The organism is Fodinicurvata fenggangensis DSM 21160, assembly GCF_000686045.1.
Classification (GTDB): domain Bacteria; phylum Pseudomonadota; class Alphaproteobacteria; order Kiloniellales; family DSM-21159; genus Fodinicurvata; species Fodinicurvata fenggangensis.
In genome coordinates, this window is record NZ_JMLV01000002.1 from 105,187 (window position 1) to 121,970 (window position 16,784).

17 protein-coding genes are annotated in these 16,784 nt (G+C 61.2%); 5 read left to right on the forward strand and 12 right to left on the reverse strand.

All coding sequences use genetic code 11. From position 1 onward, the window contains the following. Window positions 1-308: 308 nt before the first annotated feature. The 3 genes from BP38_RS0103650 to BP38_RS0103660 form a co-directional block, all read right to left on the reverse strand. Window positions 309-788 (reverse strand): hypothetical protein, encoded by a 480-nt coding sequence (locus BP38_RS0103650; RefSeq protein WP_035723534.1) that lies wholly within the window; start codon window positions 786-788, stop codon window positions 309-311. Between the two features lie 2 nt (window positions 789-790). Next, a complete protein-coding gene (locus BP38_RS0103655) occupies window positions 791-2,146 on the reverse strand; it encodes a carboxymuconolactone decarboxylase family protein (RefSeq protein WP_026986624.1) in 1,356 nt (451 codons plus the stop codon). A 77-nt stretch (window positions 2,147-2,223) separates the two neighbouring features. Next, entirely contained in the window at window positions 2,224-2,469 is a 246-nt protein-coding gene (locus BP38_RS0103660) for a glutaredoxin family protein (RefSeq protein WP_026986625.1), read from the reverse strand. A 21-nt stretch (window positions 2,470-2,490) separates the two neighbouring features. Here BP38_RS0103660 and BP38_RS0103665 point away from each other — a divergent pair, with 21 nt between their 5' ends. Continuing rightward, window positions 2,491-3,525: a LysR family transcriptional regulator gene (locus BP38_RS0103665; protein WP_026986626.1), complete on the forward strand. Its 1,035-nt coding sequence runs from the start codon at window positions 2,491-2,493 to the stop codon at window positions 3,523-3,525. A gap of 68 nt (window positions 3,526-3,593) precedes the next feature. Here BP38_RS0103665 and BP38_RS0103670 read toward each other — a convergent pair whose 3' ends face one another. From BP38_RS0103670 to BP38_RS0103690, 5 genes are all read right to left on the reverse strand, one after another. Next, on the reverse strand, window positions 3,594-4,598 hold the full coding sequence (locus BP38_RS0103670; RefSeq protein WP_026986627.1) for a pyridoxal-phosphate dependent enzyme: 1,005 nt from the start codon (window positions 4,596-4,598) through the stop codon (window positions 3,594-3,596). Between the two features lie 19 nt (window positions 4,599-4,617). Then, window positions 4,618-5,301 carry an amino acid ABC transporter permease gene (locus BP38_RS0103675; protein WP_026986628.1) on the reverse strand — a complete coding sequence of 228 codons (684 nt, stop codon included), beginning with the start codon at window positions 5,299-5,301 and terminating at the stop codon, window positions 4,618-4,620. A gap of 11 nt (window positions 5,302-5,312) precedes the next feature. Beyond that, complete coding sequence (locus tag BP38_RS0103680) at window positions 5,313-6,005, reverse strand: amino acid ABC transporter permease (RefSeq protein ID WP_026986629.1); 693 nt, start codon at window positions 6,003-6,005, stop codon at window positions 5,313-5,315. Window positions 6,006-6,144: 139 nt separating this feature from the next. Then, entirely contained in the window at window positions 6,145-6,933 is a 789-nt protein-coding gene (locus tag BP38_RS0103685) for an ABC transporter substrate-binding protein (protein ID WP_026986630.1), read from the reverse strand. Between the two features lie 32 nt (window positions 6,934-6,965). Continuing rightward, on the reverse strand, window positions 6,966-7,703 hold the full coding sequence (locus tag BP38_RS0103690; protein ID WP_026986631.1) for an amino acid ABC transporter ATP-binding protein: 738 nt from the start codon (window positions 7,701-7,703) through the stop codon (window positions 6,966-6,968). 465 nt (window positions 7,704-8,168) lie between these two features. On the opposite strand from BP38_RS0103690, the gene BP38_RS0103695 reads away from it, so the two are divergent. Both BP38_RS0103695 and BP38_RS0103700 read left to right on the forward strand, forming a co-directional pair. Further along, a complete protein-coding gene (locus BP38_RS0103695) occupies window positions 8,169-8,591 on the forward strand; it encodes a VOC family protein (RefSeq protein ID WP_026986632.1) in 423 nt (140 codons plus the stop codon). A gap of 112 nt (window positions 8,592-8,703) precedes the next feature. Then, window positions 8,704-9,771, forward strand: coding sequence for a DUF2332 domain-containing protein (locus BP38_RS0103700; RefSeq protein ID WP_051608934.1), 1,068 nt, complete (start codon window positions 8,704-8,706; stop codon window positions 9,769-9,771). 15 nt (window positions 9,772-9,786) lie between these two features. On the opposite strand, the gene BP38_RS18820 is transcribed toward BP38_RS0103700, so the two are convergent. The 4 genes from BP38_RS18820 to BP38_RS0103720 all read right to left on the reverse strand — a co-directional run bounded on the left by BP38_RS18820 (window position 9,787) and on the right by BP38_RS0103720 (window position 14,426). Further along, window positions 9,787-11,883: a PAS domain S-box protein gene (locus BP38_RS18820; RefSeq protein WP_162175118.1), complete on the reverse strand. Its 2,097-nt coding sequence runs from the start codon at window positions 11,881-11,883 to the stop codon at window positions 9,787-9,789. Window positions 11,884-11,903: 20 nt separating this feature from the next. Next, window positions 11,904-12,194, reverse strand: a complete 291-nt coding sequence (locus BP38_RS0103710) for a circadian clock KaiB family protein (RefSeq protein WP_026986634.1) — start codon at window positions 12,192-12,194, stop codon at window positions 11,904-11,906. Beyond that, window positions 12,181-13,893, reverse strand: coding sequence for a circadian clock protein KaiC (gene kaiC, locus BP38_RS18825; RefSeq protein ID WP_051608936.1), 1,713 nt, complete (start codon window positions 13,891-13,893; stop codon window positions 12,181-12,183). Before kaiC ends, BP38_RS0103710 begins: the two co-directional genes overlap by 14 nt. A 254-nt stretch (window positions 13,894-14,147) precedes the next feature. Beyond that, window positions 14,148-14,426 carry a DUF1674 domain-containing protein gene (locus BP38_RS0103720; RefSeq protein ID WP_322098937.1) on the reverse strand — a complete coding sequence of 93 codons (279 nt, stop codon included), beginning with the start codon at window positions 14,424-14,426 and terminating at the stop codon, window positions 14,148-14,150. A gap of 12 nt (window positions 14,427-14,438) precedes the next feature. On the opposite strand from BP38_RS0103720, the gene htpX reads away from it, so the two are divergent. Together htpX and BP38_RS0103730 are read left to right on the forward strand one after the other, a co-directional pair. Further along, window positions 14,439-15,311 carry a zinc metalloprotease HtpX gene (gene htpX / locus BP38_RS0103725; RefSeq protein ID WP_026986636.1) on the forward strand — a complete coding sequence of 291 codons (873 nt, stop codon included), beginning with the start codon at window positions 14,439-14,441 and terminating at the stop codon, window positions 15,309-15,311. 299 nt (window positions 15,312-15,610) lie between these two features. Then, window positions 15,611-16,753 carry a DUF2336 domain-containing protein gene (locus BP38_RS0103730; protein ID WP_026986637.1) on the forward strand — a complete coding sequence of 381 codons (1,143 nt, stop codon included), beginning with the start codon at window positions 15,611-15,613 and terminating at the stop codon, window positions 16,751-16,753. Window positions 16,754-16,784 lie beyond the last annotated feature (31 nt).

The following is a 16,784-nucleotide window of genomic DNA, read 5'->3' on the forward strand; positions in this document are numbered from 1 at the left end:
CCTTCGCCTTGCCCGGAAAAGGCTCTCCGCAGGCCGTCATGGTTGAGATGTATCGCCTAGGAATCGATGCAAGATACATAGAGGCCCCTATTGTTAGCTTCCCGGCATCGCAGCACAAATGAAGCGCTTCGGAAAGCCTGCAACGAATCTTGGATCGGTCCTCAACCCTCTTCAGATAGTAATAAAGAACCATACCGCGGTTCGAGGAATAAGCATGAGCGCAGGATGGCCCCACAAGCTGTCGTAACACCCCCAGCACGCAAACCGACAATGAGCAGGGCTAGGCCGGGACGTCCCCGGAACAACAATCATCCCTTCATGGCAAGCACCACCACCTGCAACACCACGACCCCCAAAGCCAGGAAGAGGCCCATGTGGTGCAGGGCCGCGAGCTGTCCGAGACCGCGACGTACTACCTCGATATCACCCTCGGAATCGGCACCCTCCACGGCGGCAATACGCTCGGACAATTGACTGAGCGGGTATCCCAGGCCGAGCAGAAGAAAGGCCAGCACCAACAGGGCAGGCCAGGCGAAGTCCAGCTGCCAGGCCTGTAGCAGCAGCAGGAGTGTTCCCGACGCCATCGTGGTCTTCATCGTCGGCGGAAGGAGGCAAATCACCCGCTTCAACTGCGCATGAACAAGGCGGGCTTCGCCATCGTCCACGCACGCGCTCAGGGGGTCTCTCATGAGGCACCAGACAGCTTTCTCGATATAGGAAAGCGTCAGGAAGATCCCGCAGGCGAACGCAAAACAGGCCGTTGCCAGGGCCGTGATGATCGTGGCCATGCTCATCTGGCTCCGTCGGCCTCGGACCGCGAAGCAGCAGCACGAATTAGCGCAGGATCCGGATAGCGCAGGCACAGCGTATCCGACTCAAGAGCGTGCGCCTGCAGGTAGGCGCTGACCTCAGGCTCCATTCCGGGCTTCGTGATCGCCGCGAAGCGTTGAACGAGGCCCGCAACCGAGCAGACCGTGATCAGCTGGACCAGTTCGCGCGCGGTATAGGCCTGGATCGCCGGTTCAATGAAACGGCGCGGCGTTGTCAGGGGCGATTGGGCGGACAGCCAGGCCAGGGTCAGGGCGGCACGCTCCTGTTCGGTGAAGCAGTCTTCACCGACTTTCCGCTGTTTTGCGGCCTCGAAACAATGCCGCACCCGCTCCACGGCCTGCTGCGTCTGTCCGGCCATCTGACAGGCCATCCAGCCTTCCACCGCCGCAAGATAGTCGTGGCCCTTGGCGATGGCCGAGACCCGCGCCATCAGATGCTTGAGCTCGGACGGAATGGAAGAATGCGCCCGAGGCTGCATCATCTCGGCATAGAAAAGCGCATGTCGTGCACGCAGGTCATCCGGCCAGGCTTTTATCCACGATGGCAGAAGGCCAAGTTGCTGCCTGGCATAGCGCTCAACACCACCGGCCTTGGCGACAAGGCCGTCATAGGCGGCCAGCATGTCCTCGAGGCTGGGACCGCCTTCGGGCAAGGGGTGATCCAGATTGCCATAGGCGGAGTGCGTGCTGACGGCATGGCGTCCGGGCTCGATACCGGCCCGCGACTGCGCCTGCCCGGCCCATTCCCGCTCCACGTCCACGCCTGTCAGGTCGTTGAAGACGTTCAGGAAACCGAAAGCCGAGGCCACCATCGCCGTGGCCATGACAGCGGCCTCCGAATCCGTAGCGGAGTCACGCGCCTGCGAAGCCAGGGAGCGAATCTCCTCCAGGCGACGAGGCAGGACAGCGTTGCGTGCTGCTTCCGCGGCCAGCTCCGCCAGGGCAAGCTCGTAGGGTCCCATTTCCGCGTTGTCCCCGGCCTTTCCGCCACGCACCTGCTGCATGAGCGCTGGAAGGCCAAGCGAGGTCTCGCCTCCGGCCGCTGTCATATGGATCCGGCAGTAGTTGCAGCCATGCGCATCGGAGATGGCCAAGCCTGTGGCCATCATCGTCCGTTCGCCAAGAACCTCCCGACCGAAACGGATGGCGCCGAGGTTGTGGGCATAGACGAACAGCTTGTAGGCCTCGGGCCAGTGATGCATGTAGCGGAAGCAGTTCGGCCAGAACCCGAAGAAACTCTTGTAGAAGTGCAGAATGGGCCATTGCTCGGGATCATCGCTTCTGGTGCCGTCGCTTTCCGGAATGATCCGGTTCAAGGGCAGGTCCTCTGCCCCTGCCTCCAGCTCCGCGTCCGACAGCCCTTCCGTATCCGGCTGGGCCTCCGCGCAGGCAATCAGCTGGTCGAGTCCCCGGCCTCCGCAAGTGCCCGAAGATCCTCCGAGCCATTGATGTGAAGATCGCCAACAAGGATCTGGGGCACCGTGGCGACACCGGTCAGGTAGACGCTGAGCGCCGCCGTTCGCCGAGAGCTGGCGATATCGCATTCCGTAAAGGGATACCCCCTTTCCTCGAGTGTTGTCTTGGCTGTCTCGCAATAGGGGCAGGCGGGCTTCGTGAAGAGTTTTATCATTTCAGGCATTTCCCACTCTCGTTCTCGTGCATGACCGAGGCCGAGAATGAGGGTAAGTATCCCTATCGTGAACCGATCGATAGCGAACGTATCGTTCCAGAAACGGAACAACCCATGAATGATTTCGACCTGAATGACCTGCGCCTCTTTGGCCTCATCGCCAGTACGGAGGGTCTCAGTTCCGCTTCACGCAGGTTCGGGATTCCCAAGGCGAGTCTCTCGCGCGCGTTGCACAGGCTCGAGCAGGCAGCGGGCGCCCCCTTGTTCGACCGTGTGAACAGAGGCCTGCGCCTGACACCGCTGGGGACCAGCCTGCTGCCCACGGCCGAAGCGGCCGTCTCCCTGATGCTGGATGCCGATGAAGCCCTGCGGGTCAGCAAGGAGGAACCTCAAGGCCCTTTGAGGATTGCCGTCAGCGCCCTGTCCGGACAGACGCTCCTGGCGCCGGTGATTGCCCGCCTGGCCAGGAACCATCCGAAAGTCAGGACCGAGTTGAAGATAACCAGTGGCGGCCCGGATCCCGTGGCCGAACAGCTTGACGTGGTTATCCGCATCGGCCGTCCGAGCGAGCCCTATCTGGTCTCGCGGCGCATTATCAGTTCCCCCCTGGCATTGTATACCCTTCGCGCGCAAACCCGCGATGGTGCCCTCGAGCGTCCGGAGGACGTGGAGGCCTTGGGTCGAATCGTCACCGATGTGGACGATGTGGCTCGGGATTGGGTGCTCAGGAACCGAAAAGGCCATGAGATTCGCATGACGAGCGAGCCCCTGATCCTGCTCAGCGATCCCTCCGTTGCCCTTAGCCTGCTCAGTGCCGGAACGGGGGTGGCCTTCCTGCCCCGTTTGTATGCCGATCCGCTCGTGCGCGATGGCACTCTGGTCCGCGCCTTGTCCGACTACACGGGACCGGAGGTGGAACTCTATGCCTCCCTTCCGCCCCGGCGCAGCAGCGTTCCGGCCGTTCGCGCCTTTCTCGACCTGCTGGTCCAGCACACGGCCCGCCTGGAGCGCGCCCGGCACTCCGAGGATCTTCCCGAAGCGGACCTCACGAGAAAGAGACCATGATTGCACGGCAGCCCATCGTCTCTGAGGCACCGGAAAGTCTCCTTTCCTGATCACAACCGAAAGCCCTCTCAAAGCCTGTCCAGTCCAAGGGCTCCGGCCTGAGTGAAGAGACTTGGAACTCCGCCCGTATGAATCAGGCACGTTGCGGACTCCGGCGATATCTCTCCCTGTTCGATCAGGTCGAGGGCGCCGGCAAAGGTCTTGGCCGTGTACGTCGCCTCCAGCAGCATGCCCTCGAGGGCGGCCACGGTTTCCAGGGCGGATATCGCCTCCGGCGTGGGCATGTCATAGCCCGCGCCGAGATAGCGCTCGTGATATCGCACGAAGGAGGCCGGCTTCACGGAAGGTGTCACGCCGGTATGTGCGCAGAGACGCGCGAACAGGTCCTCCACCAGATAGGCCAGCCTGTCGATCCCGTATTCCACGCTCACCAGGTGTACGTGGAAGGGGGCGCCCGCGAGGGCGCAGCCGAACAGGAACCCGGCCTCCGTCGGCCCCATGGATCCCGGCAGGATAACGTTCTCCAGCGCCGCATCCTGCTCTCCGGCCTGCGCGATCAACTCCGCGGCACAGGCCACGTAGCCGAGCGCGCCGACGACCGGGTCTCCGACGATGTAGCATCGATGCCCCGAGCCCTCCATCTGCGCCGCGAGCTCGGCCAGACAGCGGCTGCGCTCATCCTCGTCCATCGGTCCCAGGAACCTGGTTTCGGAGCCGTAGAGGCGGGACAACAGCAGATTCCCCTCCGCCTTTGCCGGCGTGTCGTCGTTGTGGAGGACGATGCAGTGCAGGCCGCTTTTCGCGGCCGCCGCAGCCGTCAAGCGGCATTGATTCGACGTCGTCCTGCCGGCCACCAGCAGCGTGTCGACCTGCCGGGCCAGGGCCTCGCCGAGCCAGAATTCCAGGCTGCGCAGCTTGTTGCCACCCATCCCCAGCGTCATGCAGTCATCGCGTTTCGCATAGAGTCCGTGATGCCCGACATGGGCGGCCAGTCGGTCGAGCCGTTCCAGCGGCGTGGGTCCGGGCACCAGCCGATAGCGCGGGAGGCCCGAGAGAGCGGTTTCCACCGGCATTGATCTTCCCCTTGCGGAATTAGCGCATCTTCAGGGTCACGCCGCCGATCCGCTTCTCGGCCCAATCCGCGAACTTCAGGACCGGATAGCAATAGACGAAGTACAGAGCGGCAACGCAGACATAGATCAGCAGGAGGTCGCCCGGAAAGCGCAAGGAGGCAATTTGGCCCTGCCGCGTCAGTTCCGATAGTCCCACGACGGACAGGATGGCCGTGCTCTTGATGATGATCACGAAGACCCCGCTCATGGGGGGAATGATCATGCGCAGCGCCTGGGGCAGCACGACGTACCACAGGGATTGCGCCTTGGTCATGCCGACCGCCCTGGCGGCCTCGTCCTGGCCTTTCGGCAGCGCGGCGATCGCACTGTTGACGATCTCGGTGACGTAGCTGCCGGTGTAGAGGCACAGGGTGATCACCGCCGCCTGCATGGAATCGAACTGCAGCCAGGCCACACCGAGCTCCGGCAACAGGTAATAGAAGATATAGAGCTGCACCAGGAAGGGAGAGCCGCGGAACAGGTGAATGTACAGCCCGATCAACGCCGTCAGTCCCGGGATGCGCAGGCTGCGCAAGGTCCCCAGCACCATGCCGATCAGCGAACCGACGACAATGCCGATAATGGTGATCCGGAAGGTCAGCCACAGCCCCTCGAGCAGGAAGGGCGTGATGCTCTGAATCATCTGTATCTGGTCCTGAAACATCCTGTTCTCCCTTACGCCGGCTGATACCGGCCGCCGTGCAGGCGCCGCTGCACGACATTGGATAGAACGAGCATGCCTGCGTATATGAGCAGATAGCAGACAGCGACGGTCAGCAGGCCCTCGTTCGGCATGACGTTCTCGTGCATCACGGTAAGGCCGGCTCGCATGAGCTCGAAGACCGCGATCAGGCTCAGGAGCGAAGTGTCCTTGATCAATACCGCGGTTTGCCCGAGCAGTGTGGGAATCACGTTGGCAAAGGCCTGCGGCAGGATGATCAGCACCATGCGCTGATGGCGTTTCAGGCCCAGGGCGGTGGCGGCCTCGTGCTGGCCCGCGTCGACGGACTGGATGCCCGACCTGATGATCTCGGCCATGTAGGGCATCGTGTGAAGCGTAAGCGCAATGATGCCCGAGACGGTCTCCGTCAGGATGCCGACACCGCCGAACAGCTCCGGCAGGCCGTAGTAGACCAGATAGATCTGCACCAGCAGGGGGGTGGCGCGTATGAACTGTATATACGCTGCCGCCGGCCGCCACAGCAGGCCCGTCTTCGACATGCGCAGACCGGCAAGCAGGACCCCGAGGACAATCGAAAGGACAAGACAGACCGCGCTGATCCAGAGCGTCGCCCAGATACCCTGCAGGAAGGTATCGGCATAGTTCAGCACCACGCGCAGGTTATAAAATTGGGCGATATATTCCATCGATGATCGGCCTTACAGAAGCGGGAGTGCGCTCGCGCGAACGCACTCCCGCCAATGTCGCGAAAGGCCTGCTGGTTATCGCAGGCCAACCCGCATCATGACTTGCGTGACCTCGATCCTGAGGGATGGCAAGTCCGGATCAGTGATCCTCCTCCCAATCCTGGGAGTTCCACCAGTAATCGAGAAGCTCACCCAGTTCGCCGGAATGCTCGGTGAAGCGGATGTAGTTGTCCATGAACATCAGCAGGTGGACCGAATCCGGCCGCGTCGCGAAGCTCAGCGGCTCCTTGCGCAGGGTTCCCTCGAGCACCTCGAATTCGGGGTAGTCCTCCAGGAATGCCTTGATGGTGCCGCTGTCGCTTATGCCCGCATCGACGCGTCCCGAAGACACGGCCTGGGCGGTGGCCGCGGTGCCGCCCTGATACTCCTTCATGGTCAGGTCCGGCAGCTTAATGTCCGCGGCCGCTGCATAGGTGCTCGCCTCCGGGGCGCCGATCGTGGCGCCGTCTTGCTTGAGATCTTCCCAGTGCGTGTAGCCCTTGTCCTTATTCGCGAACGCAATGATCTCCGTGAAGAAGATCGGCTCGGTGAACAGCAGCTGCGTGGCGCGCTTGGGCGTCGGCGTCATGTCCGCCGCGATCAGGTCCGCCTTTCCCGACAGCAGCGCGGGAATCAGGCCCTGCCAGCTGTAGTCCTGCAGCTCGAGTTCGACACCCATGTCCTCGGCCATGTTGCGGACGATCTCGACGGCCAGGCCCGTACGATCCCCATTGGCATCGACGAAGCTGATGGGCGGACCCTGCGTCTGGACCGCAACACGCAAGGTGCCGCGTTCCATGATGTCTTCCATCGTGCTCGCACTGGCTGTAGCGGCGGTGCCGAACACGACAAGGAATGCCATGGCCGGCAATGCTCGTAACAGTCTCATCAAGGTATTCATTTCTCCCCTTCTCCTTTGCGTTAGAGGATTTGGTTCAAGAACTCCTTTGTTCTTTCGTTGTCCGGAGCCTTGAAGAACATTGTCGGGGCTCCTTCCTCGACAATCTTGCCCTGGTCCATGAATATGATCCGGCTGCCCACATCCTCCGCGAACTTCATTTCGTGGGTCACCACCATCATTGTCATGCCTTCATCGGCAAGTTCTCGCATAAGCGCCAGAATTCCCCCGACAGTCTCGGGATCGAGCGCCGAGGTGGCCTCATCGAACAGCATGACCTTCGGATTCATCGCGAGCGCGCGGGCGATCGCGACGCGCTGCTGCTGTCCTCCGGACAGATCCCCGGGAGGGGCATCCGCCTTTTCCGGGATTCCGACACGGGACAACAACTCCCTGGCCCTGGAAACCGCCTCGTCCCGCGAGCGCTTCAGCACGACCGTTTGCGGCAGCACGATATTCTCGAGGGCCGTCTTGTGCGCAAACAGGTTGAAATGCTGGAAGACCATTCCGACGTTGGCGCGCAATCGATTCAGATTGCTTTGCGGATTGGTCACCTCGATGCCATTTACGGTGATCCGACCTTCATCGACGCGTTCAAGGGCATTGACCGTACGCAGCAGTGTACTCTTGCCGGACCCCGAGGCCCCGATAATAACGACGACCTCCCCTTGCCTGACCGTCGCCGAAACCTCGTCCAGTGCCCGGACCTTTCCGGCACGTGGAAGCTTGAAGCTTCGGGACACGGCCTCAATACTCACCATAATAGCTTCGGACTGGTGGCTACGTGCGTTTTCCATTAACCTAGAAAAATGGTCCTTTCTTTCTATTTTTGAGCCTAGTTTCCGCATAACGCAGGCGTCAAGGACACCACTGCTCAATACCACCCCGGACAGGCTGGACTGCCTTTTTGACGCCCATCCGATCTTCCCCTGAAACCTTAGCTAGTGTGCGGCGCATTCCTCGTGACGCCGGTGTCGACATTTGTGAGGCAACGAAAGGGAGAAACGGCACCTTTTTAGTGGGAGCAACCGCGCTATCTCGTCTCACGTGGGATATTGAAGCGATTTGTCCGCATTGCTAGGAAACGGGTGTCTAAAAAGGAGAGATCGGTGCAGTAGGTTGGCCCGATCCCTGCAACAGCGGGTCCTGACCTTCGCGTTTTGCGGTGAGTCCCATGACCTTTTACGCCGGAGCAATGGTGCACCGGCAAACAATGAGGTCTTGGTATGCAACAGCAGATTTCCGTCATCACCCTGGGTGTCGCCGATACCCAAATCTCTCGCCACTTCTATACCGAAGGCTTCGGCTGGACGCCGGTTTTTGAGAAACCCGAAATCATCTTCTATCAGATGAACGGGTTCATCCTCGGCACCTTTCGGAAGGACGCCCTGGAGGCTGACATGAACCGTACTGGCCTGAGGCAAGCGGGCGCCTTCTCGCTGGCCCACAATGTTACCGCCAAGGAGGAAGTCATACCGCTCATGGAGCGGCTGGTCGAGGTTGGTGGCCGGATGATTCGCCCGGCTGACGCGCCACCTCATGGCGGGTTTCGCGGCTATGTCACCGACCCGGACGAGCACGCCTGGGAGATTGCCTGGAACCCAGTCTGGCCGATCGACGAGCGGGGTCATGTGACCTTCGGCACTTGAAGAAGCATAATCCAGGTACGGCGAAACAGAACTGCCTTTCGCATAGGAACTTCGCTCGATAGGAGCCGGAGACGCCCTTGCCTTGTTCCGCCGAAACCACTTCCATGGACTCATGAAGCAAAAGCCTTCTTGTGCGAAGATCACGTCCGACCTGCCCACGGCCTTCCTGAAGCAGGCCGAAGCCTGCCGGAAGTTTGGATCGCCCTTCATGGGGCGGCTGATGGTGCTGCTTGCCGAAAACTGGCCGGACGACACGGCACTGGCTGGGCGCTTTGCACGCTGGGACGGCGATCTGGGCCCCGCCGGTGCCTCACTGCCCCTGCGCGTGGCAGGCGGGCTTCATGCTCTGGTTCTGATGGGCAGGGATGCGCGACTGGCAGCTTCCTATCCGCCCAACCAGGTTGACGATGCTCAACTCTGCGCAGCCGTCCTGGACGCCCTACGAAAGCACGATGATTTCCTTTGCGAATGGACGGAACGACCGCCACAGACGAACGAAGTCCGGCGCAGCGCCGTGTTGATCGCCGCCGCCCACTGGCTCGACGCGCGCTTCGGCCTACCCCTGCAGCTTTCGGAACTGGGGGCCTCTGCAGGATTGAACCTGATGTTCGACCGTTTCGCCCTGGATATCGCCGGACAACGCTGGGGCCCGCAGGATACCGGCGTGCGCCTCACGCCGGACTGGCAAGGCCCCTTGCCGCCCCAGGCCCAGCCCCGGATTACGGACCGCCGTGGCGTGGACCTGACGCCCCTTCAGGTCGGCCAACCTGAGGATGACCTGCGTCTCATCGCCTATCTCTGGCCCGACCAGCCGGAACGCCTGGTCCGCACCCGTGCGGCCATGGCGCTGCAGGAAGCAACGATCGACCGAGGCGACGCCGTGGACTGGCTGGAAGCACGCCTGGCCTCATGCCAGCCTGGCTGCCTGCACCTCGTCTACCACACCATCGCCTGGCAGTACTTTCCAGCAGAGCGACAGGCGCGCGGGAGTGACCTGCTCGAGTCGGCAGGACGCACAGCCCGCGCGGACAGCCCTCTGGCCTGGCTGGCCATGGAAGACGATGGCGCCCCCAACGGAGCCGCCGTGTCCCTCCGGCTCTGGCCGGGCGACTTTCGCCTGGATCTGGGGCGCGCCGGTTTCCACGGCCAGTGGGTGAAGTGGCACACAGACAGCAGATGACCGGCAAGACCGGGCTCAGGTACGTGATTTCGCCTGACCCAGAACGCTTCTCAACATTTCCGCCAACTCCTGCCTGCGGTAGGGTTTCTGCAGCAGGAATTCGCTGGAAATCTCTTCCCTGCCGGGCACGCCTGCTGCGTGGCCGGAGGTGAACAGGATCGGCAACTGCGGGTATTTTGCGGAAACCTCGCGCGCAAGTTCCCGGCCGTTCATGCCGCCCGGCATGATGATGTCGGTGAACAGCAGATCGACATTCCTGGACCGCTTCAGGATTTCCAGGGCCTCGAGGCCGCCGGAAGCCATCAGCACCTCATAGCCCAGGCTCTGTAGCTGTCGGCAGACATAATCGCGAACCGCAGCGTCGTCCTCGACGAGCAGGATCGTCTCCTCTCCCGCGCTATCGACCGCAGCTATAGCCGTTCTTGTCTCGCCCTGCGCGTCCGACTCCGATTGCGGCAGATACAATTCCACGCGCGTTCCTTCGCCCGGCGTCGAAGCAATGTTCACGAAGCCGTTCGATTGCCGGACAAAGCCGTAGACCATGCTTAGGCCAAGCCCGCTGCCTTCCCCGACAGCCTTGGTCGTGAAGAAGGGCTCGAAGACGCGCTTGAGCGCGGCCTCGTCCATCCCCGTGCCCGCGTCCTCCACGGCCACCATGACGAACGACCCCTCGGCCTTTGTGTCCTGCACCCTGCCCATCACATCCGCCGCCGATGCATTGGCGGTTTCCAGCACGATGCGCCCGCCTTCCGGCATGGCATCGCGTGCATTGATGCAGAGGTTGAGAATGGCGTTCTCCAGTTGTCCTGGATCCACCAGGGCCAGGGCAACGTTCTCGTTCAGGGCGAGCTGGATCTCGATGGATCCACCCAGTGTTCGGCGTAGAAGCTCATCCATCTCGCCGATCAATCCATTGATATCGATGGATTCGGACTCGAGAGCCTGACGGCGCGCGAATGCCAGCAGCCTGTTCGTGAGTTGGGCGCCCCGCTCGGCAGTCTTGACGATCATCTCCGACATCTGCCGTAAGTCGTCATTTCCGGAAAGGCTGTCCGCAAGTAATTCCGCATTTCCCAGTATGACCGTCAGCAGGTTGTTGAAGTCATGTGCCACGCCGCCGGTCAGATGCCCGATGGCCTCGAGGCGCTGTGCCTGACGCAGCTGCTCCTCGATCTCCAGTTGCGCGGTCATGTCGCTCAGCATGACGCAGACAGCGGTCTCATTCCCCCATTCGATGGTGAAGGCGCGATTGTCCATGATCACGACGCTGCCGTCCCGGCGCTTGCCCTTGACCTTGTATAACGCGGGGGCCTCCCTTCCGTCCGAGCGGGCCTCGCTGTAGTTCGTGATCCGCGCGTGTTCCTCTTCGGCAAAGAGGGCTCGACTGTCCCCCAACGCCAGGACATCATCGGGACTGTCATAGCCGAGCAGGCGGGCAAGCTCTCGATTGACAAGGATGGGTTTGAAGTTCCTGTGAACCAGGATTCCGACCTTGGCCTGGTCGACCAAGCGTTCCAGTCGACGCCGCAGTTCATCCGCCTTCTGATGCGCCTGATGGCGATCCGTGACATCGACATGCATGACCACGGCGCCACTCTGGCCGTCCCGATCGAGAGCCGTGACGATCAGCAGGGACCAACATTCTTCGCCCGCGGAATGCCAGGAATATTCCTGCGTGTATCGCGATCTCCACCGGTTCAATACGCTGCGAATTCCTGCAGCCGCATCGCCTGCCCAGGAGGCGTCCGCTCCAGTGGCCGACTCGCAGATATCCAGGTAGTTCTGCCCCACCGTCTCCTCGGGTCCGGCTTCGCTGCTTTTCTCTGCAAGGCTTCGCCAGGCGTCATTCACGGCCAGGATGCGTCCGGAATGATCGAGCAGGGCGACATGCGCCGGCAATGCATTCAGGATGGCCGCCCGCTCTGAGGCGTGCTGGCGTTGTACAGTCTCCATTCGCTGCAGTTCGCCCTGGATGTCCGGCAGAAGGTAACTGGTGCCCGATTCGAAATGGAAAACCGAATCCGCCGTGTTGCCCGTCAATTCGTTGATGCGCTGGTAGGTTCGGTGAAGGACCTCTACCAGCTCCGAAAGTTCGTCCTGGTTGTCCTGCAACAGGTAATTCCCTCGGCCCATCACACCCGGGCCCCCAGGCCAACAGCCTCGAAAAGCGCAGTACGATCCTGCAGGCTGCCAACAATAACGCGTCTTGATTCCCCATTGAGCACGACGAGCTGCGGGGTCATGAGGACATTGTCCTCAAGCGCCCTTTCGGGAGACTGGGTGACATCAAGGACCTCGATGGAATAGCGCTCCGCCAGGTGCTCGCGGCAGAAAGCTTCCAGGTTCGAACGGGCGCGTTGTGAGTTGGGCAGTTCGCCGGCTACATAGAGGCAGAATTTTACGACCGCCTCACTGCTGTTCATCGCCGCCTCCCCCCTCCTTCCAGGTTTCCCTGTCTTTCCTCAGGCGGTGGAGTTGCTCCGTGGTCCTCGATTTCTCCTCGTCGACTTCCTCGTAACGCTCATGCACGGCGTTTTCTTCCTCGCGCCTGAAGACGAGCCGGTCCTGTAGCAGTGCGATCTGGTGCTCCAGATCCGAAGTCTCGGCCTGCAGGCGCGCCTGCTCCTGTGCCGCGTGCGCTTCACGTTCTCGCCTTGCCAGCTTTGCCTCGCGCTCGCGCGCCCAGCGCATGGAGCCCATCAGCACCTCTCCGTCCGCCGTGTAGACCTCGTTCAGGTCGATGCCATCGCTTGACAGCAGAAGCTCGCGCACCTGATTCGAATGCCCGGTCCCGCGAGACTTGACGATGGAGAGCGCCCGATTGCGCTCGCCGGCATGAACGACATAGCTCAGGTGCAGCCAGCTATCGGCTATGGCGGATATCTGAAGAGGATTCGTTTCCTTGGACTCAGCCCCTTCGTGGAGCAGGCTGGTGCACATCACCGTCATGCCCGCGGCCTTGGCCCAGTCGATCATGCGCTCCGCTACGCTGGGAGCTCTGCTGATGTTCCCGGACTTCGCGAGCGCGGACAGGGGATCGATGACAAGACAGGTGGCAGCGTGCTCGACCGCCAGTTCACGGATCCGCAGCAGATGTGTCTCCGCACTGCTTGTCAGTGCCCTCAGGCTCAGCATGCGAAGTCGCCCGGACTGAATATGAGGTTCGAGTCGAACCGATACCGAATCAAGGTTGCGGACGATTTCGTCGCTCCGGGAATCGAAGCTGATGAACAGGACGTTTTCGCCCCGCTCGCAGGCCGCTGCGGCGAAGGCGCCGCTCAGCGTGGTCTTGGCCGTTCCCGGCGAGCCTGTCAGCAGGACACTCGAGCAGCGGAAATAACCGCCCTCCAGCATTTCATCGAGCCTGTCGACCCCTGTCGACAGTCGTTCGTCACTCGCCGGTATCTCGGGATAGTTCCAGTTTGACGTGAACGCCACCTCAATGCCGGAGGTGCCGATAATGTAGGGCACTTCGTTTTCCTCGAAGGCCGATCCCCGATACTTGCAGACCCGAAGGGAGCGCTGGGAGACACCTTCCTGGATAGTGTGGTTCAACTGGATGGAGCAGTCGACCATGAACTGCATGAAATCGAGTGGCTGGAGCCCCGGAATGACGAACGAGTTCCTGACTGACTTCATGGTGATGACAGCCGTCAGCTCATGCTTGAGCAACCAGTTGTGAAGCCGGAAAACCTCACGGCGAACACTGCCGGTGTCGGGCATCAAGACCAGGATGATATCAATGGCATCGAAGACGATGCGTTTTGCGCCCATGGCGGACACACGCACTTCGAGCGCCGCCAGCATGCCCTCGATATCGAACTCGCCCGAGTGAAGAAGCCCGATATCGGGCTGGGCGTCGAGGAAGAACAGGTTCTCGCGCTCCAGACTGTCCAGGTCCCACCCGAACGTCCGGGCATTGCTCTTGATGCGCTGTGCGCTTTCCTCGAACGCCACAAAGATACCGGGCTCTGTACAGGTTTGTGCGCCTTCGACAAGCATTTGAAGCGCGAAGACCGTCTTGCCTGAGCCGGCATCGCCGGCAACCAGCGTCGTCCGTCCGGTCGGCAGGCCACCTCCGGTGATGCCGTCAACACCTTTGATATTCGTGAGTGATTTCAAAATTACATGGGCCTAAGCTATTTAATTCTAATATGATTAAATGTTTATGGATCCCAGATTATCAAGTAATCAAAACTACAGCAATGAATCAGTAGAAAACCTACAGTATACAAGGTTTATCTTTCCGTATTCTTGCAGAAAAATCATACCTCAGCTCTGCCCATAAGCTGAAATTATGAAACAATCTATACGACCTGCAGTCTCCTGTTTCAGGAACTGCATGCGTATTTATTTCGTCTGCTTCGCACCCACGCTCAGAAGTCGTAGCAGATACCCTTGCGTTCCCAATCTCCGTAACGCGTGGGCTCGGGGCCGTCCGGACCGCCCAGTTCATGCACCTTTCCCGGCGACGCCTCACCGGCCGGGCTTGCGGCCTCGCCAGCCTTCACTGACGCAGGGGCTGGGGCGGCACTCTTGGCAGTGCCCTTCTGCTGCAAAGGCTTTGCACGGTGGGACCGGAAGTGTTTCATGCCTTCTATATGGCATCCGTAAAGCGGCACGCCAAGACTTGAACGCACACCGCCAGAGCCCATCTTACTATCGCCATGAGTTACTTCCGCACCGCACTTCTGCTCGCCGCAATGACTGGTCTATTCCTCGCCGTCGGCTTCATGCTGGGCGGACAGACCGGCATGCTGATCGCACTCGCCATTGCCGTGGCGATGAACTTCTACGCCTACTGGAACTCCGACAAGGTGGTCCTGCGCATGCACAAGGCGCGCGAGGTCGACCGGCAGTCTGCCCCCCAGTTTTACGGCATCGTGGAACAGCTGGCCGAGCGCGCCGAGTTGCCCATGCCCAAGGTCTACCTGATCGAGAATGCGCAACCCAACGCCTTTGCCACGGGCCGGAACCCGGAGAACGCCGCCGTGGCCGCCACCACCGGCCTGCTCAAGCGCCTGTCTTCCCAGGAAGTCGCCGGCGTTATGGCGCACGAACTGGCGCATGTGAAAAGCCGCGACACCTTGATCATGACCCTGACGGCCACTCTGGCCGGTGCAATCTCCATGCTGGCCAACTTCGCGCTTTTCTTCGGTGGCAACCGCAACAACCCGCTGGGCCTGATCGGCACGATCCTGGTCATGATCCTGGCACCGCTGATCGCCATGATGGTTCAGATGGCGATCTCGCGCTCGCGCGAGTACGAGGCCGACCGAATCGGCGCAGAGATCTGCGGCCAGCCACTCTGGCTGGCCTCGGCCCTGGATAACATCCAGGCCGCCGCGTCCAGGATCGACAACGAGGCGGCCGAACGGAACCCGGCCTCGGCCCACATGTTCATCATCAATCCGCTGCACGCACGCCAGCTGGACAGCCTGTTCTCGACCCACCCCAGTACCGAGGACCGCGTCGCCCGGCTGCGTGAGATGGCCGGACAAACTGCCGCCGCAGGAAAAGCTCCGAGCCCCTGGGGCTGATCCAAGTTCCCGGCCAGCGGCCAAGCTTGCCTCCTCGGTTAATCATTTTAACATGAAAGTCATACGGCTGGATTCGATTCGGAGTCCGGCCGCGACTTATCTGCGTGCGATTCGGCCAAGCAAAGGAATTACCGAGGATTTTAACGAATCATTTAAGTCTTTGACGCAGAGTCACTTCTCAAACGGGGAACCAATATTTTCGAGCCATGGGACCACTTGAAACACAAACCGAAGAATCGGGTAACAACGTGGGGAGCGCGATCCGCCATGGCAAAACCGGTAAAGGATACTTCCGCGTCGTGGACAAAGAAGATCTGACAGAACTGCTGAACCTGGCCCGCGACCGCAGCACGGAAGGGCGCCGAACCCTTGTGGCCACGATCGGGGACCTGTTCGAAGGCCAGGGTGAAACCCTGACCGAGCGCGAACGCGCGTTGATGACGGACATCCTGAACAAGCTGATCCAGGAGGTGGAGACCGTCGTCCGGCGGGAGCTCAGCCAACGCCTGGCCGCACGTGAGGACGTGCCGCGTGAGTTGGTTCTGATGCTGGCCAATGACGAGATCGAAGTGGCACGGCCCATCCTGCTGGCCAGTGAAGTTCTCAAGGATGCCGACCTGATCGAGATCATCCGCCACCGCAGCATGCAGCACCAGCTGTCCATTGCCATGCGCCGCAAGGTCAGCGAATCGGTATCCGACGCCTTGATCGAGAGTGGCCACGTGGACGTCATCAAGGCCCTGCTGGACAATCCCAAGTCCCGCCTGTCCCACGCGGCCATGGAATACCTGGTCGAGGAATCGCGGCGAGTCGACACCTACCAGGAACCATTGGTCCACCGCAGCGACCTGCCGCAACCCCTGGCACGACGTATGTGCCTCTGGGTCAGCGCAGCCCTGCGCTCGCACATCCTGGCCAATCACGAAATCGACCCAACGGAACTGGACGACCTGCTGGAAGCCATCATTGCCGACTCCTCTTCCGAAAGCATTGCGCGCGAGGAAATGCCGGAAAGCGCCGCGCGGGAGTTGGCGCGCACCTACCGCGAGGAAGATGAACTGACGCCGGAATTCCTGGTGAAGGTCCTGCGCGAGGGTGAAGTCTCGTTGTTCGAGGCGCTGTTCGCGGAAATGAGCGGTCTGCGCATGCGCCTGATCCGACGCATTGTCTATGAACCGGGCGGCGAAGGCCTGGTCATCGTCTGCCGGGCCCTGAAGATCGAAAAGCCTGTTTTCACCTCCATCTTCCTCATGAGCCGCAAGGGCCGGCCCGGCGATCAGAAAATGGACCCCAACGAGCTTTCCCGTGTCCTGGTGCTCTTCGATCGCGTCAAACCAGAGGCGGCAGAAGCCGTCCTGAAACGCTGGCGCAGGGATCCGGATTATCTCTATGCCGTACAATCTGTGGAATCATCGCGCGGAAAGTCGCGGCGGACCACGTGACAAGGAAACGACATACCCCTTGCCGACCGCG

Coding starts and splice junctions, on each gene's coding strand:
- BP38_RS0103650 (WP_035723534.1), bottom strand. CDS start 788: ATGGCCACGATCATCACGGCCCTGGCAACGGCCTGTTTTGCGTTCGCC.
- BP38_RS0103660 (WP_026986625.1), bottom strand. CDS start 2,469: ATGCCTGAAATGATAAAACTCTTCACGAAGCCCGCCTGCCCCTATTGC.
- BP38_RS0103665 (WP_026986626.1), top strand. CDS start 2,491: ATGACCGAGGCCGAGAATGAGGGTAAGTATCCCTATCGTGAACCGATC.
- BP38_RS0103670 (WP_026986627.1), bottom strand. CDS start 4,598: ATGCCGGTGGAAACCGCTCTCTCGGGCCTCCCGCGCTATCGGCTGGTG.
- BP38_RS0103675 (WP_026986628.1), bottom strand. CDS start 5,301: ATGTTTCAGGACCAGATACAGATGATTCAGAGCATCACGCCCTTCCTG.
- BP38_RS0103680 (WP_026986629.1), bottom strand. CDS start 6,005: ATGGAATATATCGCCCAATTTTATAACCTGCGCGTGGTGCTGAACTAT.
- BP38_RS0103685 (WP_026986630.1), bottom strand. CDS start 6,933: ATGAGACTGTTACGAGCATTGCCGGCCATGGCATTCCTTGTCGTGTTC.
- BP38_RS0103690 (WP_026986631.1), bottom strand. CDS start 7,703: ATGGTGAGTATTGAGGCCGTGTCCCGAAGCTTCAAGCTTCCACGTGCC.
- BP38_RS0103695 (WP_026986632.1), top strand. CDS start 8,169: ATGCAACAGCAGATTTCCGTCATCACCCTGGGTGTCGCCGATACCCAA.
- BP38_RS0103700 (WP_051608934.1), top strand. CDS start 8,704: ATGAAGCAAAAGCCTTCTTGTGCGAAGATCACGTCCGACCTGCCCACG.
- BP38_RS0103710 (WP_026986634.1), bottom strand. CDS start 12,194: ATGAACAGCAGTGAGGCGGTCGTAAAATTCTGCCTCTATGTAGCCGGC.
- BP38_RS0103720 (WP_322098937.1), bottom strand. CDS start 14,426: ATGGGCTCTGGCGGTGTGCGTTCAAGTCTTGGCGTGCCGCTTTACGGA.
- htpX (WP_026986636.1), top strand. CDS start 14,439: ATGAGTTACTTCCGCACCGCACTTCTGCTCGCCGCAATGACTGGTCTA.